Source organism: Prevotella sp. OH937_COT-195 (genome assembly GCF_003932845.1).
GTDB lineage: Bacteria > Bacteroidota > Bacteroidia > Bacteroidales > Bacteroidaceae > Prevotella.
In genome coordinates, this window is the sequence record NZ_RQZH01000008.1 from 42,067 (window position 1) to 64,881 (window position 22,815).

General features: G+C 46.2%; 20 protein-coding genes. 8 read left to right on the forward strand and 12 right to left on the reverse strand.

Translation table 11 applies throughout. From position 1 onward, the window contains the following. Positions 1-98: 98 nt before the first annotated feature. Positions 99-1,109 (reverse strand): type I glyceraldehyde-3-phosphate dehydrogenase, encoded by a 1,011-nt coding sequence (gene gap / locus EII32_RS04890; protein ID WP_125234326.1) that lies wholly within the window; start codon positions 1,107-1,109, stop codon positions 99-101. 324 nt (positions 1,110-1,433) lie between these two features. Here gap and mscL point away from each other — a divergent pair, with 324 nt between their 5' ends. From mscL to lpdA, 7 genes are all read left to right on the forward strand, one after another. Beyond that, positions 1,434-1,856, forward strand: coding sequence for a large conductance mechanosensitive channel protein MscL (mscL, locus tag EII32_RS04895; RefSeq protein ID WP_125234327.1), 423 nt, complete (start codon positions 1,434-1,436; stop codon positions 1,854-1,856). A gap of 612 nt (positions 1,857-2,468) precedes the next feature. Beyond that, positions 2,469-3,446 (forward strand): lipoate--protein ligase, encoded by a 978-nt coding sequence (locus EII32_RS04900; RefSeq protein ID WP_125234328.1) that lies wholly within the window; start codon positions 2,469-2,471, stop codon positions 3,444-3,446. Positions 3,447-3,501: 55 nt separating this feature from the next. Further along, positions 3,502-4,596 (forward strand): glycine cleavage system aminomethyltransferase GcvT, encoded by a 1,095-nt coding sequence (gcvT, locus tag EII32_RS04905; RefSeq protein ID WP_125234329.1) that lies wholly within the window; start codon positions 3,502-3,504, stop codon positions 4,594-4,596. Between the two features lie 13 nt (positions 4,597-4,609). Then, positions 4,610-4,996: a glycine cleavage system protein GcvH gene (gcvH, locus tag EII32_RS04910; protein WP_125234330.1), complete on the forward strand. Its 387-nt coding sequence runs from the start codon at positions 4,610-4,612 to the stop codon at positions 4,994-4,996. A gap of 58 nt (positions 4,997-5,054) precedes the next feature. Continuing rightward, positions 5,055-6,380, forward strand: coding sequence for an aminomethyl-transferring glycine dehydrogenase subunit GcvPA (gene gcvPA, locus EII32_RS04915; RefSeq protein WP_125234331.1), 1,326 nt, complete (start codon positions 5,055-5,057; stop codon positions 6,378-6,380). Further along, entirely contained in the window at positions 6,377-7,885 is a 1,509-nt protein-coding gene (gene gcvPB, locus EII32_RS04920) for an aminomethyl-transferring glycine dehydrogenase subunit GcvPB (RefSeq protein WP_125234332.1), read from the forward strand. The genes gcvPA and gcvPB overlap by 4 nt, the downstream gene beginning before the upstream one ends. Beyond that, positions 7,875-9,188, forward strand: a complete 1,314-nt coding sequence (gene lpdA, locus EII32_RS04925) for a dihydrolipoyl dehydrogenase (RefSeq protein WP_125234333.1) — start codon at positions 7,875-7,877, stop codon at positions 9,186-9,188. The genes gcvPB and lpdA overlap by 11 nt, the downstream gene beginning before the upstream one ends. A 69-nt stretch (positions 9,189-9,257) precedes the next feature. Here lpdA and EII32_RS04930 read toward each other — a convergent pair whose 3' ends face one another. The 5 genes from EII32_RS04930 to EII32_RS04950 form a co-directional block, all read right to left on the reverse strand. After that, a complete protein-coding gene (locus tag EII32_RS04930; RefSeq protein ID WP_233582305.1) occupies positions 9,258-10,163 on the reverse strand; it encodes a patatin-like phospholipase family protein in 906 nt (301 codons plus the stop codon). A gap of 148 nt (positions 10,164-10,311) precedes the next feature. Then, positions 10,312-10,686, reverse strand: a complete 375-nt coding sequence (locus EII32_RS04935) for a hypothetical protein (protein WP_233582306.1) — start codon at positions 10,684-10,686, stop codon at positions 10,312-10,314. A 213-nt stretch (positions 10,687-10,899) separates the two neighbouring features. Next, positions 10,900-11,358 carry a methylated-DNA--[protein]-cysteine S-methyltransferase gene (locus EII32_RS04940; RefSeq protein WP_410524566.1) on the reverse strand — a complete coding sequence of 153 codons (459 nt, stop codon included), beginning with the start codon at positions 11,356-11,358 and terminating at the stop codon, positions 10,900-10,902. Positions 11,359-11,459: 101 nt separating this feature from the next. Continuing rightward, positions 11,460-13,025: a glutamine-hydrolyzing GMP synthase gene (gene guaA, locus EII32_RS04945; protein ID WP_125234334.1), complete on the reverse strand. Its 1,566-nt coding sequence runs from the start codon at positions 13,023-13,025 to the stop codon at positions 11,460-11,462. A 5-nt stretch (positions 13,026-13,030) separates the two neighbouring features. After that, the gene (locus EII32_RS04950) at positions 13,031-13,792 is read right to left on the reverse strand and encodes a nucleotidyltransferase family protein (protein WP_125234335.1); all 762 of its coding nucleotides are present in this window, start codon (positions 13,790-13,792) and stop codon (positions 13,031-13,033) included. A gap of 265 nt (positions 13,793-14,057) precedes the next feature. On the opposite strand from EII32_RS04950, the gene EII32_RS04955 reads away from it, so the two are divergent. Next, entirely contained in the window at positions 14,058-16,556 is a 2,499-nt protein-coding gene (locus tag EII32_RS04955) for an ATP-dependent Clp protease ATP-binding subunit (RefSeq protein ID WP_125234336.1), read from the forward strand. Between the two features lie 134 nt (positions 16,557-16,690). Here EII32_RS04955 and EII32_RS04960 read toward each other — a convergent pair whose 3' ends face one another. From EII32_RS04960 to EII32_RS04985, 6 genes are all read right to left on the reverse strand, one after another. Continuing rightward, positions 16,691-18,253 carry an NAD(P)/FAD-dependent oxidoreductase gene (locus EII32_RS04960; protein WP_125234337.1) on the reverse strand — a complete coding sequence of 521 codons (1,563 nt, stop codon included), beginning with the start codon at positions 18,251-18,253 and terminating at the stop codon, positions 16,691-16,693. A 218-nt stretch (positions 18,254-18,471) separates the two neighbouring features. Next, a complete protein-coding gene (gene nqrF / locus EII32_RS04965; protein WP_125234338.1) occupies positions 18,472-19,740 on the reverse strand; it encodes an NADH:ubiquinone reductase (Na(+)-transporting) subunit F in 1,269 nt (422 codons plus the stop codon). A gap of 17 nt (positions 19,741-19,757) precedes the next feature. Beyond that, positions 19,758-20,384 carry an NADH:ubiquinone reductase (Na(+)-transporting) subunit E gene (gene nqrE, locus EII32_RS04970; protein WP_125234339.1) on the reverse strand — a complete coding sequence of 209 codons (627 nt, stop codon included), beginning with the start codon at positions 20,382-20,384 and terminating at the stop codon, positions 19,758-19,760. Between the two features lie 3 nt (positions 20,385-20,387). After that, a complete protein-coding gene (locus tag EII32_RS04975) occupies positions 20,388-21,014 on the reverse strand; it encodes an NADH:ubiquinone reductase (Na(+)-transporting) subunit D (protein ID WP_125234340.1) in 627 nt (208 codons plus the stop codon). 3 nt (positions 21,015-21,017) lie between these two features. Next, positions 21,018-21,632 carry an NADH:ubiquinone reductase (Na(+)-transporting) subunit C gene (gene nqrC / locus EII32_RS04980; protein ID WP_125234341.1) on the reverse strand — a complete coding sequence of 205 codons (615 nt, stop codon included), beginning with the start codon at positions 21,630-21,632 and terminating at the stop codon, positions 21,018-21,020. Positions 21,633-21,649: 17 nt separating this feature from the next. Then, entirely contained in the window at positions 21,650-22,801 is a 1,152-nt protein-coding gene (locus tag EII32_RS04985; RefSeq protein ID WP_125234342.1) for an NADH:ubiquinone reductase (Na(+)-transporting) subunit B, read from the reverse strand. Positions 22,802-22,815: the final 14 nt, after the last annotated feature.

The window sequence follows — 22,815 nt, forward strand, 5'->3', positions numbered from 1 at the left end:
AATACAACAACATAACAAGACAACAAAAATCGTCACACAAACAAGCAATTAAGCCTGTTCGTGTGACGATTTTTATTCTATGTGATAAGTCTGAGGATTTATCCGTTAACTTTCTTCATGTGTGCGATGAGGTCGAGTACCTTGTTAGAGTATCCAATCTCGTTGTCGTACCAAGAAACAACCTTAACGAAGGTGTCTGTCAGTGCGATACCTGCTTTTGCATCGAAGATGGAAGTCAACGGACTGCCGAGGAAATCAGAAGATACCACAGCATCTTCGGTGTAACCGAGAATACCTTTCAGTTCGCCTTCCGAAGCCTCTTTCATGGCAGCGCATATCTCTTCGTACTTTGCAGGCTTGGCAAGATTTACGGTAAGGTCAACAACAGAAACGTCCAAAGTAGGAACACGCATGGACATACCTGTCAGTTTACCGTTCAGTTCGGGGATAACTTTACCCACAGCCTTTGCAGCACCGGTAGAAGACGGTATGATGTTGCCTGCTGCGGCACGACCTCCGCGCCAGTCTTTCATAGACGGACCGTCAACAGTCTTCTGTGTGGCGGTAGTAGAGTGAACAGTCGTCATGAGACCATCGGTGATACCGAACTTGTCGTTCAGCACCTTGGCTATCGGAGCCAGACAGTTGGTTGTGCAAGAAGCATTTGAAACGAACTGCGTACCCTTGACATACGATTTTTCGTTCACACCGCAAACGAACATTGGTGTGGCATCCTTTGAAGGAGCAGACATAACAACATATTTAGCACCGGCTTCGATATGAGCCTGTGCCTTTTCCTGTGTCAGGAAGAGACCTGTTGACTCAACAACGTATTCCGCCCCTATTTCGTTCCACTTCAAGTCAGCCGGGTTACGTTCTGCCGTAACTCGTATTTCCTTGCCGTTGACAATGAGTTTTGAGTTTTCCACGTCAGCCTCGATTGTTCCACGGAACTGACCGTGCATTGTGTCATACTTCAGCATGTATGCGAGATAATCTACCGGGCAGAGGTCGTTGATACCCACTACCTGAATGTCGTCGCGTGTCTGAGCAGCGCGGAAAACGAAACGGCCGATACGACCGAAACCATTAATACCAATCTTTGTCATTTTTATTTTAGTACATTAAAAGGGTTAAATAATATATTCAAAATAATCTTGCATAAACTGCATTGTTTTTACAGTGCAAGGACTTTTTCGTGACATAAAATCAAGAAAAAACCTTATTTTTAAAAACTTTTTTATCGTTTCTGTGTGCAAAGTTACAAAATTTATATATATTTGCATCATGTTTCCGCATTAATTATTTTTAAAAAGTATTTTTAATGTTCGAAACTGATATTAAAAACGAACTGCACTTTATACGTTAACACCAAAAGTCGCAACAATCAAAAAAAGTATATTTGAATTTGTTTAACTTAATAGAAAAGAGAAATGGGATTTATAAAAGAGTTCAAAGAGTTTGCCATGAGGGGCAATGTAATGGACATGGCGGTGGGTGTCATCATCGGAGGTGCATTCGGCAAGATTGTCACGTCTCTCGTTGACCACATAATAATGCCGCTTGTGGGACTTGCAACCGGCGGTGTCAATTTCAATGACATGTTCGTAAATTTAAGCGACGAGAAAGTAAATTCGCTTGCAGAAGCCACAGAAAAGGGTGTTGCGGTATTTGCGTATGGAGCTTTCGTTCAGAGCATAATAGATTTCCTCATAATCGCATTCTGCATTTTCTTGATGATTAAAGCAATGAACAAACTCAGCAAGAAAAAAGAACCGGAGCCGGAAACCGCACCGGAACCATCTGCCGAGGAGAAACTTCTCACGGAAATACGCGACTTGATTAAAAACAAATAATTTTACACATAGGTAATTAAAATGACCGAAACCGTGCCGTGAGACATGGTTTCGGATTTTTTATACGACATAATGCCTTACATGAAATATGATGCAGCAAATCAAAACAGGCGGTTTTGCCGACCAATATCGCCCAAATCGCAAAGCAAATTCGCCTAAATTGAAGAGCGATACCGCCTAATTTACAATGTAGGAACATTTCGAAGACGGAACGATACATTTGCAAAAACGATGTAACAGACATGTATTCAGATTCAATTGCCGGTATGTTCACGTTTGTCTTTCTGCGGATACGTTATATGCAATAAAGAGTGTGGCATGCCGTACAATCCACGACAGCCGGCAAAATGACGAAAAAGAAACGTTAATACAGAAATAAAATGGAAGCAGGCAAAACCGCATACGACACATAAGATTTATTTTGAACATACGACTTAACATGTAGTGCAACAACCACAAAACACCGCATTGCACCATCTTGTGCCGCCATTGTTTAATGATAAAACGTCCTTTAATGTTTTTTCATATCAAATAAAGTTTGCATGATAAATATTTTTTGTATATTTGCAAACGCAAATCTATGATTACGAAAAACGACCCAGAACAGCCGGAATGGTATATATAGAACTTCCAAGCAAGAAAGAACGCAAAACGAGTTTCTACCTTGCCATGGAAGAATATGTTGCAAGAGAAGTTGAGGTACGCGACGCTTTCTTCATCTGGCAGGTTGCGCCTTCTGTGATTTTCGGGAGAAACCAGTCGATAGAAAACGAGGTCAACACCGAATATTGCCGAGACAACGGCGTGCAAATGTTCAGAAGGAAAAGCGGCGGAGGTTGCATATATGCCGACAAGGACAACATGATGCTCTCGTTCGTGACAAGCAGCAACCACGTCGGTCTCACTTACAACAGATACATAATGATGGTTGTAGGTGCGTTGCACGGCATCGGAATACCCGTAACGGCAGACAGGCGGAACGATATTCTGATAGACGGGTGCAAGGTAAGCGGCAGCGCATTCTACCACATACAAGGAAGAAGCGTAGTACACGGCACCTTGCTATACGATACGGACATGCGAAACATGACGGAAAGTATAACCCCAAAAGGCAAAAAGCCGGAGAGCAAAGGGGTGAAAAGCACGAGAAGTCGCATAACGTTGCTGAAACATCATACCACGATGAGTATCGAAGAAGTGCGAAAATCGATAATCGAAAGTATATGCGACTCAACAAAGACGCTTACCGCCGATGATGTGAAAAAGATAGAGGAAATTGAAAAGGAATATCTGGGCGACGGGTTTATTTACGGGAAAAATCCCGAATACAGGATAAAACTCGAACACAAGATTGGAGACAAGGGCAAGATAGAGGCAAGAATGACTGTTAAAAACGATATAATAAAAGACATCGACCTTAAAAGCGACTTCTTCGTCTCGGACTGCACTGACGCAATAAGGAACTCGTTGAGAGGAATACCGCTGAATCGTGAAAGAATAACGGATGCCCTGGCAGACAACGGCGGCGAAATTAATGTTAACACTTACAAGGAATACATTGCCGATGCAATAATGAGCATCAAGTGTTGATGACAAACAATAGATAAACCGGGAACAAACTTTTTATAAAAATATTTTAATCAAAATGGAAATAAAAAAAACATGTCTTTATGACAATCATGTGGCTCTTGGAGCATTGATGCAGCCATTTGCAGGCTTCAACATGCCTATCCAGTATTCAACAATCATTGAGGAACATAACGCAGTGCGTCAGAAATGCGGAGTATTCGACGTTTCACACATGGGCGAAGTTACCGTTAAAGGCAACGAAGCAGAACGTTATGTAAACCATCTCTTTACCAACGATGTGACCGGCGCACCGGTGGGACAAGTGTTCTACGGAATGATGTGTCACGAAAACGGAGGTACGGTTGACGACCTGCTCGTATATAAAATGGGCGAACAGGATTTCTTCCTCGTAATAAACGCCGCAAACATCGATAAAGACTGGGCATGGATAGAGAAGAATGCCGAGGGTTTCGATGTGGAAGTGAAGAACTGCTCCGACTACTACGCACAGTTGGCAGTACAGGGGCCGGAAGCAGAAACAGTCACCGAGGAAGTTCTCGGACTGCAATGCAAGGATCTCGTGTTCTACACGGCAAAGAGGGTTGAAATCGACGGAGAGACTATTATACTAAGCCGTACGGGCTACACCGGAGAAGACGGATTCGAGATCTACGGCTCCAACAAATTCATCGTACGTGCATGGGAGAAACTGATGGAGAGCAAGCGATGCCTGCCTTGCGGTCTCGGTTGCCGCGACACGTTGCGTTTCGAAGTTGGTCTGCCGCTATACGGCGACGAACTTAGCGACGACATCACACCCGTAATGGCGGGCCTGAGCATGTTCTGCAAATTCGACAAACAGGAGTTCATCGGCAAAGAAGCATTGCAGAAACAAAAGGCCGAAGGACCCAAACAAAGAGTTATCGGAATAGAACTTGCAGACCGAGCCATTCCGCGCAACGGTTATGCAGTCATGTTCGAAGGCGAAAAGGTCGGAGAGGTTACCACCGGATACAATTCCATCAGCACCGGCAAGAGCGTCTGCATGGCATTGGTCGATGCGGCACATGCAAAATTGGGTACAGAACTCGGAGTGCAGGTAAGGAAAAAGGTGTTCCCCGGAACAGTGGTAAAGAAGAGATTCTACGACAAACATTATAAAAAATCTTAAAATAACAAACATTATGGCAAAAGTAATTGAAGGACTCTACTATTCAGAGAGTCACGAGTATGTAAAAGTTGAAGGTAACGTTGCTTACATCGGTATTACCGACTATGCACAGAATGCACTCGGAAACGTTGTTTATGTGGATATGCCGGAGGTTGACGACGAAGTGGAGGCAGACGAAGACTTCGGTGCAGTAGAGAGCGTTAAGGCTGCAAGCGACCTCAAGTCGCCGGTAAGCGGAACAGTGCTTGAGGTGAACGAGGTTCTCGAGGACAAACCCGAAAGCATCAACGAAGACGCATACGCCAACTGGATAATCAAGATAGAACTCTCTGACACGGCAGAACTTGACAATCTGATGAGTGCGGAAGAGTATGCTAAATTCTGTGAGGCGCAGGACTGATTCTATCCTTGCCGATACAGGATTATAATACTTAACAAATCTAACGAACTATACAGACATGTTCAAATATTTCCCTCATACCGAGGAAGAAATCCAAGAGATGCTGAAGGTCGCCGGAGTAAACTCGCTCGAAGAGTTGTACTCCGACGTGCCTGAAAGCATACGCTTCAAAGGCGATTATGACATACCCGAGGCAAAGAGCGAACTCGAAGTGAGACAGTTGTTAGAATATTTCGGACTGCTCAACGACCAGTTGATTTCCTTTGCAGGTGCAGGAGTGTACGACCATTATATACCCGCGGTTGTACCCAACATCATTTCACGTTCGGAATACCTTACGAGTTACACTCCGTATCAAGCGGAGATTTCTCAGGGAACGTTGCACTACATTTTCGAATATCAGTCGATGATGGCAGAATTGACGGGTATGGAAATTGCAAACGCATCAATGTACGACGGAACGACGGCAACTGCCGAAGCAGCCATAATGGCAATGGCTTCCGGCAAAAAATGCACAAAGGTATTGGCAAGTCGTACAGTTGACCCCAAAACTCTGCGCGTGGTTGAAACATACGCAAAGTATCAAGGTTTCAAAGTTGAACTGATTGACGAGAAGGAAGGCGTGACCGACCGAGAAGACATGCATCGCCGACTTGCAGAAGGCGGTGTGGCAGGCGTAATACTGCAAATGCCAAACTACTACGGAATAGTTGAAGACTACTCCGGTTTTGCCGATGACATACACGAGAAGAAGGCTTTGATGATAATGAACAGCGTTGCCGCCGACCTCGCCGTGCTGAAAACACCGGGCGAATGGGGGGCAGACATTGCCGTCGGAGACGGACAAAGCCTCGGCATACCGATGTCGTTCGGAGGTCCGTATGTAGGTTACATGTGCTGCCGCGAGAAACTTATACGCAAGATGCCGGGACGTATCGTAGGCATGACGCAGGACACCAACGGCAAACGCGCATTCGTACTGACACTGCAAGCACGCGAACAGCATATCCGCAGACAGAAAGCCACATCTAACATTTGCTCCAACGAGAGTCTCATGGCACTCAACGTGACAATCTACATGTCGTTGATGGGTAAAGAAGGACTGAAAGAAGCAGCTGAAATATCGTATGCAGGAGCACATTATCTGTACGACGAACTCGTCAAGACGGGACGCTTCACACCGGCATACAACCAGCCGTTCTTCAATGAGTTCTGCGTGAGATACGATGGAGATGTGGATGTTTTGCAGAACCGATGCATTGCTGCCGGCTACCTCGCGGGCGTGAAGATAGACGAACACACGCTGATGCTCGCCGTCACGGAGAAACGACAAAAACATGAGATTGACGAACTTGTAGAACTAATGAAGGAGGACGCACAATGAATAACAGACTGTATGGCAACCTGATTTTCGAACTGTCGCGTCAGGGACGCAAAGGATATTCGCTGCCAAAGAACGATTTCGGCGGTCATTCCGTAAAAGAACTGCCCGCAGCAATGCGTCGTACCGTAGATGCCGAAATGCCGGAGTGTGACGAACTTACCGTGGTTCGACACTATACAAACCTTAGTGGGAACAACTTCGGAGTAAACAACGGCTTCTATCCTCTTGGTTCATGCACCATGAAGTACAATCCCATAATCAACGAAGAAGTTGCCGCCATGCGCGAATTCTCATCGTTACACCCACTGCAACCGGCAGAAACTTGTCAGGGAGCACTTGAGGTTTATTATGGTCTTCAAGAAATGTTGTGTTCACTGACAGGCATGAGCGAGTTTACGCTCAATCCTTTCGCAGGTGCCCACGGAGAACTTACGGGATTGATGGTTATCAGTTCTTATCACAGAAGTCGCGGAGACATGAAACGCACAAAGGTGCTGATACCCGACTCGGCTCACGGCACCAATCCCGCATCGGCTGCAGTTTGCGGACTTGATGTGGTAGAGGTAAAGAGTCTTGAGGACGGAACGGTCGATGTTGAAGACCTCAAAACAAAACTCGACGACACCATTGCGGCAATGATGATGACCAATCCTAACACACTCGGTCTGTATGAGAAGCACGCACACGAGATTGCGGCACTCGTACATGAACACGGCGGATTGATGTACTACGACGGCGCAAACCTTAACCCAATGCTTGGTGTTGCACGCCCCGGAGACATGGGCTTCGATGTAATGCACATCAATCTTCACAAAACTTTCTCAACACCTCACGGCGGAGGAGGCCCCGGAGACGGTCCCATAGGAGTACGCGAAGGTCTGGAGAAATTCCTTCCCACCCCGCGCGTAATCTTGAAAGAAGACGGAAGTCTTGCCGTGAAAACCGCAACGCCGGAATGTCTTAAAGGAGAATGTGATGCAGACGACACATCGCTTGGTTCCATTGGCGCGTTCTTCGGGAACTTTGCCGTAATACTGAGGGCATTTACTTATATCCTCACCATAGGTAAAGAGAACATGAAGATGGTAGGACCGCTTGCCACGCTGAATGCAAACTATATTAAGGAAAACCTTAAAGATGTTTACGAACTTCCCATTCCGGGAGTATGCAAGCATGAGTTTGTATTCAACGGACTAAAAGACAAATCGACAGGTGTTACCACAATGGACGTTGCCAAGCGACTGCTTGACTACGGATACCATGCACCGACAATCTATTTCCCGCTTCTCTTCCATGAGAGTATGATGATAGAACCGACTGAGAATGAGAGCAAAGAGACAATCGACAGTTTCATTTCAGTAATGAGAAAGATTGCGGAAGAAGCAAAGGAGACTCCCGAAATAGTGAAGAGTGCTCCACGCAACACACCTATCGGACGTGTTGACGACGTTCTTGCTGCAAAACATCCCATCATCACATACAAACAACTGAAGAATGAACAGTGACATTATTATAATAGGCAGCGGTCCCGGTGGATACCAAGCCGCTGCCTATGCAGCAAAGAACGGACTTAAAGTGACCATCATCGAAGAGTGTCACGCCGGTGGAACATGCCTGAACGAAGGATGTATCCCGACCAAGACACTCTGCCATGAGGTTGATGTGTTAGAAACGTTGAAAACTGCCATGCCGTCGGCAAAGATTGACTATGCTCACGTCGGACAACGACTCGCAGACGTCATCGGGCGGTTGCGCAGCGGAGTAGAGCAACTGATGTCAATGCCGGGAATAACAATGGTAAAAGGACATGCCTCATTCAAAGACGCACACACGGTGTGTGTGGGCGACGAGGAGTACTCGGCATCCAAAATAATCATTGCCACCGGCTCGAAACCCAAAATGCCGCCACATGCCGAAATAGACATGAGCGTGGTATCGACATCCACCGAGATGCTGCAACTCGACCATGTTCCGGAGAGCATTGCCATAGTTGGTGCAGGTGTAATCGGCATGGAATTTGCCTCAATCTTCAACAGTTTCGGCAGCAAAGTCACGGTAATAGAGTTCTTGAAAGAATGTTTACCCGCAGTGGACAGCGATATTGCGAAACGACTTCGCAAGCAACTCGAAAAACGAGGTATTGTATTCAGCATGCAATCTGCCGTGAAACGCATCAGCGGCGATGGCATTTTGTTTGAAAGAAAAGGTAAGGAAGATACCGTAAAAGCCGAGATATTGCTCGTGGCAACAGGCAGAAAGCCCAATATCAACGGGCTAAAACTTGAGGCAGCCGGCATCGAATACTCGCCGAATGGCATTACCACGGACAGCCGAATGCACACCAACGTAGAAGGCATCTATGCCATCGGAGACGTGAATGGCAGACAGATGCTGGCTCATGCGGCAACAATGCAAGGCTACATGGTTGTTAACGAAATCCTCGGAAAGTCGTCCGACATTCGTCTCGACATCATGCCGGCTGCGATATTTACCCGTCCGGAGGCTGCATGCGTAGGAGTGAGCGAAGACTATTGCAAGGAAAACGGTGTGGAATACACCTGTCGCAAGGCATTCTTCCGCTCCAACGGTAAGGCATTGTCTATGAACGAGACAGAAGGAATGCTGAAAATCATTGCCGACAATAATGATAAGATTATCGGCTGCCACTGTTTCGGACCTCATGCCGCAGACATTGTTCAGGAAATAAGCGTACTGATGTGCCGCGATACCACCATAAGTCAACTTGCCGACATGGTTCATATCCACCCGACATTGGGTGAGATTATCCATGACGCGGTGATGGAATAGGTACAAGTATTACATTTTGACAAAACAAAAGAAGCCGTTACTTCAACATAATGTGGTAACGGCTTCTTTCTATTTCTCCGACATCACCCGTCTCTTTATCTCCTCAAGATCTTTCCTGAAAGCATTACCGGTCTCCGTTCCTATCTCAATCATGCGGTTTATGTCTTTCTTATTGAAATTCGCCGCACCATATCCGTCAAGCCGCGGGTTTATATAAAGGTCGGCAAGTTCACGGTTCTCATTGTGCTTTTTCCAATCGGGGCGCGACACCAACCAATCGAGCAATCCGCCTATACCCAACGTCTCCTTTAATGAGAAGTCGCGAGTCTCGTGCTTATTCTGCGCAAGATCTACCGCAATCACGATGTCTGCGCCCATTGCTCGCACCACATCGACAGGCAGATTGTTGAACATTCCGCCATCCACAAGTACCCGCCCGTCAATCTTAACAGGCTTGAAAGCCCCCGGTATGGCCATACTGGCACGCATGGATTGTGCGAGGTTGCCACTTTTCAGTACCACCTCCTGATGTTTTCTCAAGTCTGCGGCAACACATCTGAACGGAATCGGCAGGCACGAGAAATCTATCGAGTCATTACGTCCCACCATATCCTCAAGAAGTTCGAGTACACTACCGTTAGCGAAAAGATCTATCCATCTCTCGTTACGAAAGAGAGAGTCGAGTTGTTCAACACTATATCCCACGGAATAAAGTCCGCCGACGATTGCACCGATACTCGTCCCCGCTATATAGTCAATTGGAACACCCACTTGGTCTATAACTTTCAGCACCCCGACTTGTGCGGCTCCCTTTGCACCGCCTCCACCAAGAACAAGCCCAACTTTGGGACATTTGCCTGTTTTATGCGTCTGTGCATTGAGCGAAAGTGTGCAAAAAACAAGAAAAAAAGAACATATACACACGCAAAATCCCAATGACATACGGTTGCTTACATCCACAATGTAAGTATTCAAAATGCCATAAAGGCTGTCCGAATCATGTTTACATCTGTCAACTTTGCCCATACCTGTTGTATTTTCTTTCCATTAATGATGTTTGAAAGCAATTTATAATAAAGGGCAGAGACATTTATTTTCGGGAAACACCGTGTCTCATGCCCCTCTACTCGCTCCCCATTCCTTCGAGAATGCCTTCCAACATTCCTTCCAACTCACTCGCGCATGTACCGATACGGTTTATAATTCCATCCTTTGCTCCTTTCACCATATAACCTGCGCACTCGCCTTCCAGTCGTCCTATGGTACGGTATTCCTCAGCGGTATATCCGTACCTGCTTATCTTGTCTCGCAGATTCGCAAATTTGTTCAAGGCTTCTTTCCAATCATTCACATCGTAGTATGCGCTATTGTCACGCAATTCGTACGAAAAAGAACGCAGGTCGTTTATCGCCCCCTGCTTCGTACTGCATGAAAGAAGCAATATCATCGTCACCGAAAACATGCAGTAAGTCACACATTTAAAAAATTTTCCAAGCATGGTTATTTACTTAAATAAGTATTCAAAAATAATTTTATATATGTATGTATGGTTTTATCTGCTTTTACTTTATCCGTATCTTCATTTCCATTTTTCGTCATTCTGACAGATGTAATCGGTCGTACAGTCTGCCACATTATTTCTTAAATACAACACACTGATTGAAAAACGACCATAAATATACAGATAATTAATTTAAAAAAACTAATTACATTATATAATATTACTTTCCATATTCAGAAGGAAACGTTTCTTCTCAATGCCGCCGGCATATCCTGTCAGCGACCCGTCGCTGCCTATAACGCGGTGGCATGGTATGAATATTGACAGAGGATTGCACCTGTTGGCATTAGCCACGGCTCTCACAGCCTTTACGTTACCATATTTCCGAGCCTCTTCCATGTAAGAAATTGTTTTGCCGTATTTTATTGTTTTCAGCAAATCCCAAACCCTTTTCTGAAAGTCTGTTCCGCGAACATAACACAAAGTAACGTCAAACTCGCGCCTTCTGCCGGCAAAGTATTCATCAAGTTCGCACACGGCTTTTGCCAACACTTCATTAAATCCCTCTTCGCCAAAATCCAGAGGAGACCATTTGGCAAAACATAACCCTTCCGCCACGGCACCCAAATAAATATTTCCGCATGGCGAATGGTATGTTGTCTTAACCATATACTCTGCTGTGCCACTCTTCATCATGTCTATATTTTGTTTCGTCAAACCGCCATCCATGTCTTTCTCATAAAAGGCATTTCGGCTTTTTCAACGTCTCCTTACTCCCATTCTATCGTGGCAGGCGGTTTTGAGGAAATGTCATAACATATCCGGTTAACTCCTTTTACCTTGTTAATAATCTCGTTTGAGACCTTTGCAAGGAACTCGTATGGCAAGTGCGCCCAGTCGGCTGTCATGGCATCCATGCTTGTCACGGCACGCAGTGCCACCGGGTTTTCGTAGGTTCGTTCATCTCCCATCACCCCTACAGAACGCACTGTTGAAAGAAGTACCGCTCCCGCCTGCCATACATGGTCGTACAACGGCAAACCGTCTTCTGCTTTCCATTTATGCAATCCCTCTATGAAAATATCGTCTGCCTCCTGCAGCACACGCACTTTCTCCGGCGTTATCTCACCAAGGATACGTACTGCAAGTCCCGGGCCGGGGAACGGGTGACGTTTTATAAGATTTTCCGGCATGCCAAGTTGGCTGCCCACACGGCGCACCTCATCCTTGAAAAGCCATTGCAACGGTTCGCAAAGTTTAAGGTGCATCTCCTTGGGCAGCCCTCCCACATTATGATGACTCTTGATAACTTTGCCCGTAATATTAAGACTCTCTATGCGGTCGGGATATATCGTGCCTTGCGCGAGCCACCGTGCATCGGTAATTTTCTTTGCTTCGGCATTGAACACCTCGACAAAGTCCCTACCTATAATTTTGCGTTTCTGTTCCGGTTCTTCAACTCCGGCGAGGTCACGGAAGAACTTCTCTGAGGCATCTACGCCGATAACGTTAAGTCCGAGGGTGGAATAACTGTTCATTACCTTTCTGAACTCGTCTTTGCGCAGCATTCCGTGATCTACGAAAATGCACGTCAGGTTCTTTCCTATCGCCTTGTTCAAAAGCACGGCACATACCGAAGAGTCAACGCCTCCGGAAAGTCCGAGTATCACGCGGTCGTTGCCCAACTGCTTTTTAAGTTCCTCTACGGTAGTCTCCACGAACGATGCGGCACTCCATTCCTTACGGCTACCACAAATATCAATCACAAAATTTTTCAGCAGCAACGAACCTTGAACGCTGTGGAACACCTCCGGATGAAACTGTACGGCGAAGATTGGTTGAACACCGGATGTGGAACATTGGGAATAGTTGCTGTATGCGGCAAACTCAACATCTTCAGTAGATGCCACACGATGAAATCCTTCGGGTATCTTGGTGATGGTGTCCCCATGACTCATCCACACCTGCGAGTTAACGTCAAAGCCCTTGAACAGAGGACAGTTGCCATCGAACTCTTGCAGGTTGGCACGCCCGTACTCGCGACTGTTTGCTTTCTCCACCTTCCCGCCGAGCGTATGACTTATATACTGCGCTCCATAACAAATGCCGAGAACGGGCAAGCGTCCCACGAAACGGCTCAAATCCACATTGAAAGCCTCTGTGTCATGTACCGAATAAGGCGACCCGCTGAGTATCACTCCGATAACATCACTATCGTCTTCCGGATATTTATTGTACGGCAGAATCTCGCAGAAAGTGTCCATTTCACGGATACGCCTTCCTATAAGTTGCGTTGTCTGGCTTCCGAAATCTAATATTATTATTTTTTGTTGCATATTAGTTAATTGATATTTTTAATACTATACAGATCGGACAAGAATCTGTCCGCACGGTCAACAGTGTCAAGTTTCCCCACATCAAGCAAATTGAGATCTTCTTTCACAAAACCTTTGAAATCATGTTTGCCACACCATTTCAAATAGAAATCTATCACTCCGAAACGCTCCGGCATTTCATCAAGACAAGATGACAGCGCAGAAGGATTGATGACATGAATGCCGCTGAACGCCAGCATGGACAAATCGCCTGCATCAACTGCCGCATATTCTTTGCTCATCTTCACCTCTCCGGTTTCCACGTTCGTCCACCCTCTCAACGACATACGGTCGTCAAAAAGCAAATATCGTTTCGTTTTGCGCCTACTTACTAACAACGTGGCATCGTTGTTATTTGACATTTCGTAAAACGCAGACAAATCCACATTACTGAGAATATCCACGTTATGAATAAGAATAGGACTGCCGGCATCAAACAGAGGTAGTGCTTTCCTTATCCCTCCGCCCGTGTCAAGCAAGTTGTCGCGCTCGTCACTGAAACGAATGTCCATTCCGAAACTGTCGTTCTCTTCTACATAACGCTCTATCATATCCGCAAAATGATGCACGTTAACCACTATGCGCTCGAACCCAGCAGCCTTCAATTTCATCACGATGTGGTACAAAAGCGGTCGCCCTCCAACCTCCACCAATGCTTTCGGCATAAAGTCGGTAAGCGGTTTAAGGCGTGTTCCCATTCCCGCAGCAAATATCATTGCTTGTTTCATGGCGCAAAGATAACAAGAAAAAGTGAAAAACAACACTGTCAAACTTACAACTTTGATTACAAGACAAATAAAAAAACATGAATTAACGTATAATCAAATAACAATAACAAGTATATATGACAATCTGTCAAAGACAAGAAAAGGACAGCATGCTTGATGCCCGTCGCCACATTATGGAAGAATGACACAATAGATTGGCATAATGTTTGTTTAATACTTAGATGGATAATTATAGTAATTGAAGAATATTTAAAAAGGATAATATATGGCAAACAGAAGCCAAATGTCACCAAAGGTATCGGAAATCCTCGCATTCAGCAAGGAGGAGGCACAGAGATTGACAAGCAAATCAATCATGCCCGAACATATCATGCTGGGAATACTCAGGGGGAAAAACAGCCCCGTAAAAGAGTTCCTCAACATAATGGGCATAGACATAGCCGAAATAAAGGCATCGCTTGAGGAGAAAATACACAGCAACGAATCAGAGAAACAAATAATCGCAGACGAACCTTATCTTGACGATAAGGCAAGCAACATCTTGCGCCTTGCCGTACTCGAAGCAAGGTTGCAACGCACACAGATTGTTGACGAACAACACTTGCTGCTCGCCATGCTGCACGACAACGCGGATAACGGGGTGAAAGATATTTTGGAAAGCAACGACATGACATATAACAACGCATTGGAATATTTCCGAAAGAAAGAAAGCAAGACAACAGACGGTATCGATTTCCCCGACGAGGAGGACGAGGAGGAAATTGAACAGTCCGAAAACGCATCGGGAGAGAAACGGACTGCAAACAAAACACAAACGAGAAAAACCTCGGGGAAGACACCCGTAATAGATGCTTTCTCAACAGACCTGACCGCAGCGGCACGCGAAAACAAACTCGACCCGGTGGTAGGGCGTACCAAAGAAATACAAAGGGTTATCGAGATATTGTGCCGGCGAAAGAAGAACAACCCGATATTAATAGGAGAATCGGGAGTTGGCAAGAGTGCCATAGTAGAAGGATTGGCACAGTTGATAACAAAAAGACAAACCTCGCCGGTGCTGTTCGGGAAACGGATAGTAAGTCTCGACATGACAGGAATGGTTGCCGGAACAAAATACCGGGGACAATTCGAAGAGCGCATAAAGACTCTGTTGAAAGAGTTGGAGCAAAACCCTGACATCATAATGTTTATAGACGAGATACACACAGTAGTCGGAGCAGGAGGGGCACCGGGTGCAATGGATGCGGCAAACATAATGAAACCGGCTCTCGCACGCGGCACAATACAGTGCATTGGTGCCACGACACTCGATGAATACCGTAACTCGATAGAAAAAGACGGGGCTTTGGAACGACGATTTCAAAAGGTTTTGGTGGAGCCGACAACGCCGGAAGAGACTCTCGAGATACTGAATAACATAAAGGACAGATACGAGGAGCACCACCATGTGAAATATACCGACGAGGCATTGAAGGCATGTGTCAAACTGACAGAACGGTATATTACGGACAGGGCATTCCCGGATAAAGCCATAGATGCCATGGACGAATCTGGCTCGCGCGTACATCTGCAACATGCGGAAATCCCGGAAGAGATAACCATACTGCAAAAGAAAATCGAAGAAATGAACAAAGAGAAACATCTTGCGGTTAAAAATCAGGATTTCGAAAAAGCAATCAGATGTCGCGACGAACAGTCTCAACTCGAACAAGAATTGGAACGGGAGAACAAACTATGGTCGGAAGGGAACAAAAACACACGAGACATAGTGAATGAAGAAGACGTGGCAGACGTTGTGGCAACGACATCGGGCATACCGGTGCAGCGTATCGCCGAGTCGGAAGGTGCAAGACTGTGCCGCATGGCAGACGAATTAAAGGCAGACGTGGTGGCACAAGACAAAGCAATAGAGAAAATGGTGAAGGCAATACAGCGCAACCGTGTCGGACTTAAAGAGCCTAATCACCCCATCGGCGCATTCATGTTCCTCGGACCCACGGGTGTCGGCAAAACATATCTTGCCAAGAAACTCGCCGAGCAGATGTTCGGTTCGCAAGACGCTCTTATCCGAATAGACATGAGCGAATATTCCGAAAGTTTCAATACTTCGAGACTCGTTGGCGCTCCTCCGGGATATGTGGGGTACGAGGAAGGCGGACAACTCACGGAGAGAGTGCGACGCAAACCATATTCCATCGTATTGCTCGATGAGATAGAGAAGGCTCATGGCAACGTTTTCAACATGCTTCTTCAGGTTCTTGACGAGGGAAGACTTACCGATGGCAACGGCAGACTGATTGATTTCAGAAACACCGTAATCATAATGACGAGCAACGCCGGCACGCGACAACTGAAAGAATTCGGACGCGGAGTGGGTTTCAACGCCGGAGGTACCGGTCTTTCAATGGACGAACGCGACAAGGAATATGCACGGAGCATAATACAGAAAAGCCTTTCGAAACAATTCTCGCCGGAGTTCCTCAACCGCCTCGATGAGATAATCACTTTCGATCAACTTGATCTCGAAGCAATAAAGAAGATTATAGAAATAGAACTTAAAGGACTGTACAAACGTATCGAAGCACTCGGATATACTCTCTTTGTTTCAGAAGAGAAAAAAGAGTTCGTCGCGACAAAAGGATATGATGTGCAATTTGGTGCAAGACCGCTGAAACGCGCCATACAAAACCACATTGAAGATGTGGTATGCGAGAAGATACTCTCTGGCGAACTAAAACAAGGCGACACCATAAGAATAGAATAACAAGCACGATGCGATAATCAATACGTGTTCATAAGTAAAGCAAAACAGGCGGAATTGGTAAGCAATTTCGCCTGTTTTGATGAATAAATTCGCCTGTTTTGCTCCACGTTATGGCACAAAACGGAAACAAGATGCTATGACATTATGTCTGCAAGCATATCTGCACACCGCTCGCCATCTATGGCAGCCGAGACTATACCTCCGGCATATCCCGCTCCTTCTCCGCACGGGAACAGTCCGCGAAGTCTTATGTGCATCAGCGTATTGCTGTCGCGCAATATGCGTACCGGCGAAGAGGTACGGGTTTCTGCGGCGATGAGACACGCCTCGTTGGTAAGAAAACCGCGACTCCTGCTCCCGAAAGTTTTAAATCCTTCACGGAGACGGCGGGCAACAAAATCAGGAAGCCAGAAATGCAAAGGCGAAGAAATCAGTCCAGGAGCATAACTGCTTTTCGGCAGGTCGTGTGAAACGCGTTTCTCAACAAAATCAACCATTCGTTGTGCCGATGCCGTCTGCCTCATATTCCCCTGCTGCCAGCACAACTCCTCCAAACGTTCTTGATATGTCATCATGCGCAAAGGGTCGTTCCCGTTGACATCCTCCGGACGCAATTCCACCACCATGCCACTGTTGCTCCACTTTGTTCCGCGGTTTGCCGGCGACATGCCGTTTACCACTATCTGACGTTCTCCCGTAGCGGCAGGTATAACGAAGCCTCCCGGACACATACAGAAACTATACACCCCGCGCCTGTCCACCTGTGTTACAAAACTATATTCTGCCGCCGGCAGGTATTTTCCCCTGCCCTCGCGGTTGTGATATTGTATTTGATCTATCAAATGCGAAGGATGTTCAAGACGTACACCGACAGCAAGTCCTTTAGGCTCAATCTCTATGCCCGAACCTCGAAGGTAACGATATACGTCGCGCGCAGAATGCCCCGTTGCAAGAATTACCGCACCGTTGTAAATTTTCTCTTCACCCGTGTTAAGATTAATGGCTTCAATTCCTTTCACCTCGTCATTCTCCATGACAAGCGATGTCATCTTCGTCCGGAAATATACCTCTCCGCCGCATTCGATAATGGTGTTGCGCATGGCTTCGATTACACGCGGCAGTTTGTCGGTGCCTATGTGCGGATGTGCGTCTGCGAGAATGTCGGTAGACGCACCATGTTGGCAAAACACATTCAACACCTTTTCCACCGAACCGCGTTTTTTAGAGCGAGTATATAGTTTGCCATCAGAATATGCCCCGGCTCCTCCTTCTCCGAAGCAATAGTTACTGTCAGGGTCGACACGGTTTGTCTTTGTTATCATGGCAAGGTCGGTCTTCCGCTCGCGCACATTCTTGCCTCGTTCCACCACAACCGGACGTATTCCCCGTTCTATCAATCGCAGCGCGGCAAACAATCCTCCCGGTCCGGCTCCCACGACTACCGCCTGCGGACAGTCTGACACGTCGCGGTATTCTGTTTCGACAAACTCCTGTTCTTGCGGATTTTCGTCGATGTATATCCTCGCTTTCAGGTTCACAAAAATATTACGCTGCCGGGCATCTATGCTGCGCTTCAATATCCGCACTTTCTTTATACGATTAATGTCCACCGCAGTCTCCCCCGCACACATATCCTTTATATAAGACAACAATGATGCCTCACGTGGAGAAAGACGCAACTGTAATTCCTTTATCATTGCTACAGAATATAGATAATTTACAAAATGAACAGTGGAGCCAAAGAACCCTGTCCGGTAATTTCTGCTATATGAGTGTCGCGATGCCCATGTAAATTAAGTATTCAAAAATTAATAGTGTATATGTTTAACTTTATCGACTTTTACTTTATGAACATCAATTTAACAGAAATACCGTCCTTGCTCATTAACTCCACGGAACGTTTATTCCTAAAAAACTATCCGAAATCATCGAACATTATCGACTCACGCTCTACGCCTATGGAACCGAGCATGCCTTGCACGGCTTTCGACATCGGCCCGGGGCCGCACATGTAGTATTCTATGTCTTCGGGAGCCTCATGGTCTTTCAAATAAGTATCGTACATAACCTGATGAACGAAGCCTGTAGTGTATTTCACTCCGGCTTTGTCTGCCTCCGGATCCGGGCGGTCGAGTGCAAGGTGGAAGTGGAAATTGGAGAATTCTTTCTCTAACTCCATAAAGTCCTCTATGAAGAAAGCCTCCACCAATGCACGCGCCCCATAGAAGAAGTGCATCTCGCGGTCGCGCGTGTCGAGTGTCTTGGTCATGTGCATTATCTGCGCCCGCAACGGTGCCATGCCTGCACCTCCGCCTACCCATATCATCTCTCGCTTGGAATTGAAAATCGGGTGGAAATCGCCATAAGGACCACTCATAATAACCTTGTCTCCCGGTTTGCGTGAGAAGATGTAACTTGAGGCTATACCCGTAGGCACATTTTGGAATCCCACTTCCGGACGCGGTTTGAAAGGTGTGGTTGCTATGCGCACCGTAAGCGTTATGCGGTCTCCCTCTGCCGGATAGTTGGCCATGGAATATGCGCGTATGGTATCTTGCGAGTTATGTGCTTTCAATGAGAAGATGTTGAATTTCTCCCATGTGGGCAGATAGTCTTTTCCTATGTCATCCTTGTCAAAGTCCTTGTCATAGTCTATGCAGTCGTATGCAGGAATCTTTATCTGTGCGTATGAACCGGGCACGAAATCCATGTGCTCTCCCGGAGGCAGTGCCACGACAAACTCTTTTATGAAACTGGAAACGTTCTTGTTTGATATTACGGTACACTCCCATTCCTTGACACCAAGCACACTCTCCGGCACCTTTATCTTGAAATCGCCCTTAACCTTGCACTGGCAGCCGAGCCGCCAATGGTCTTTTATCTGCTTGCGCGTGAAATGCGGACGCTCGGAGTCGAGTATCTCGCCGCCGCCTTCGAGTACCTGTACCTTGCATTGCCCGCAAGACGACTTTCCTCCGCATGCCGATGGTAGGTAAATACCGTTTTCGTTGAGCGTAGTCATAAGACTGGCACCTTGTGCAACGTTTATTGTTTTGTCACCGTTTATCGTTATGTTGACATTGCCGCTCGGCGAAAGATATTTCTTCGCAACAAGCAGGAGAATGACCAAGAGGAGTATCGTCAATAGGAAAACTCCGATGCTTATACCTATAAATTGTCCCATATTATAAATCCTCCCATTTAAATTTTCAAACCGCTGAAACACATCATTGCCATTGCCATTAGTCCGACGGTTATAAACGTGATGCCCAGACCTTGTAACGGTTTTGGCACGTCGGTGTATGCCATTTTCTCGCGTATTGCTCCAAGAGAAACTATTGCCAGCGTCCAACCTATGCCGCTGCCCACGGCGTATGCCACCGCATCCCAAACATTTCCGATGAACTGCGAGTTGCTCGGATCCATCGCTATGCGCTGTTGCATGAAAAGCGATGCTCCCATTATGGCACAGTTAACAGCAATAAGCGGAAGAAATATACCGAGCGAGGCGTACAGAGACGGTGAATATTTCTCAACGATCATTTCCACGAGTTGTACCATTGCGGCAATTACTGCGATGAAAAGAATGAAACTGAGATATGACAAATCAATGCCTTCTGCAAGACAGTCGGAACCAAGTACCTTTGTCTGCAAAAAATAATCTACCGGTACCGTTACCAAAAGTACGAAAGTGACCGCCAGACCAAGTCCCAATGATGTCTTCACGTTCTTCGACACGGCAAGGTAAGAACACATGCCGAGGAAGAAAGCGAAAATCATGTTATCGACAAATATCGACCTGAAAAACAGATTTATTATATGTTCCATAATTTATTTCTCCTTATAAAAATAAGCCCTGTGTACCCATATCACACAACCAACAAGAATGAGAGCCATGGCCGGCATGGTCATCATGCCGTTGTTCAAGTATCCGGCATCATATACCGACTTGGGAACAATGGCAAGTCCGAGCAGTGTGCCGCGCCCGAACAGTTCGCGTATGCCTCCCACCACTACGAGTATAACCGCATATCCAAGCCCGTTGGAAACACCGTCGAGGAACGACGGCCACGGTTTGTTCATCATGGCAAAGGCCTCAAGACGCCCCATGAGGATACAGTTGGTTATTATTAGTCCCACATATACCGAAAGTTCCACGCTTACGTCATACGCCACGGCTTTGAGAACCTGACTAACCACCGTAACCAATGCTGCAACGACCACGAGTTGTACGATGATGCGAATGCGCTGCGGTATCGTCTTTCTTATAATTGAGATTATTACGTTTGCGAATGCAGTGATTATCGTCACCGCGAGTCCCATCACTATTGCCGGCTTCAATTGTGCGGTAACGGCAAGTGCCGAACATATTCCGAGAACCTGAATAAGCACCGGGTTGTCCAAATTCAACGGATTGATGAAAACCTCTCTGTTTTCCTTGCTGAATAACTTGCTCATATTTTATTTGTCTGTTAGGAATTTAATGTATGGTTTGAGCCCCTCTTTGAACATGAGAGAAACTCCATCGCTGGTCAGTGTGGCACCGGTAACTGCATCTACCTGCGTGGCAGCATCGTCAACTTTCTTCTTTACGCTGAGTGCGACATCGGCAGATTCTCCCTTAAAAATCTTCTTTCCGCGGAACTTCTCCTGCCACTCTCGCGAATCTTTTATCTCTGCCCCCAGACCCGCGGTCTCGCTGTCATGGTTGAAATAGACACCGAAAACGGTATTCTTGTCATCGTCTATTGCCAAATATCCGTAAATAGATCCCCACAGACCCATTCCTTTCATCGGAATGACATACTTTGTTTTTCCGTCAACCACACATGTGAATATTTGGTTTCCGTCTAATTCTCCGTCGTCTTTTACCACCTCCTTGTATTTTGCTTCCGCGACATCGTCGTCGAGGTCGCGAAGATTGAGGGAATTAAGGATTTGCTTTTTCTTGTCCAACAGTACATTGGCTTCCTGCTTTTCTTTTAGAGCAGTGCTCACGAATGCCAGCAAGAATGCCACAACTATTACTATTACAACAGAATATATAATGGTGTATGTATTCGAGTTTGTATTCATTTTTTATTCCTCCCTTTTTATTTTGCACGCTTCAAACGTTTTGAAATATTTCTCTGCACGATGCAATAGTCTATCAATGGTGCAAACATGTTTCCGAAGAATATGGCAAGCATCATTCCTTCCGGATAGCCGGGATTCATGACACGCACAATGACTGCCATTGCACCTATGATGAAACCGTAGATATACTTGCCCGGCTCGGTACGGGCAGATGTTACGGGGTCGGTAACCATGAAGACCGCACCGAAACAGAAACCACCGAGTATGATGTGTTCGTACCACGAAATGGGAGTCATTCCCAACGATGAGAATAGCAAAGACATTATTATGCCGCCGGCAAATACGCTTGCCATGGTTTTCCATGATGCGATGCCCGTCCAAAGAAGTATCACCGCACCAATGGCAATGGCAATGACACTGGTCTCGCCTATGCTGCCCGGTACCAATCCTACCATCATATCCGTAACGTCAACATTAGGAACAACGCCATGACTTACATCTGCAAGAGGAGTGGCTCCCGACACACCATCGGCAAGTTTGTTGCCCAATCCGAATATGGTGTCGTTGGCAATCCACACCTTGTCACCCGTCATCTGCGAAGGATATGAGAAGAAAAGAAACATTCGTGCCGCGACCGCCACGTTGAATATGTTCATTCCCGTGCCACCGAATATCTCTTTGACAAAAATAACGGAGAATGCAACGGCTATCGCAAGTATCCATAACGGACAGTTAACGGGGAGTATAAGCGGAATTATGATACCGCTTACGAGAAAACCTTCCTGTATCTCCTCGCCTTTCCACTGCGCCCACGCGAACTCTATGCCAAGTCCCACAACATAACTCACAATAATCTTGGGCATTACGGCAAGAAAACCATAGAGGAACATTTGAAAGAATGCTGCCTCCGCAAGTTTTCCCGCTGCGGCATAGTTTTGATAACCGATGTTATACATACCAAACAACAATGCCGGCAACATGGCTATCACCACGATACTCATAATGCGTTTGGAGTCTATGGAGTCATGAATGTTTGAGCCGCTCTTCGACGTATTATTGGGAACATACAAAAAAGACTCGAAGCCGTCGAAAACACTTTGCAGCGCATGCAACTTTCCCCCTTTCTCGAAATTCGGCTTTATTTTGTTCAGATAATTTCGTAAACCCATGATGATATTTACTA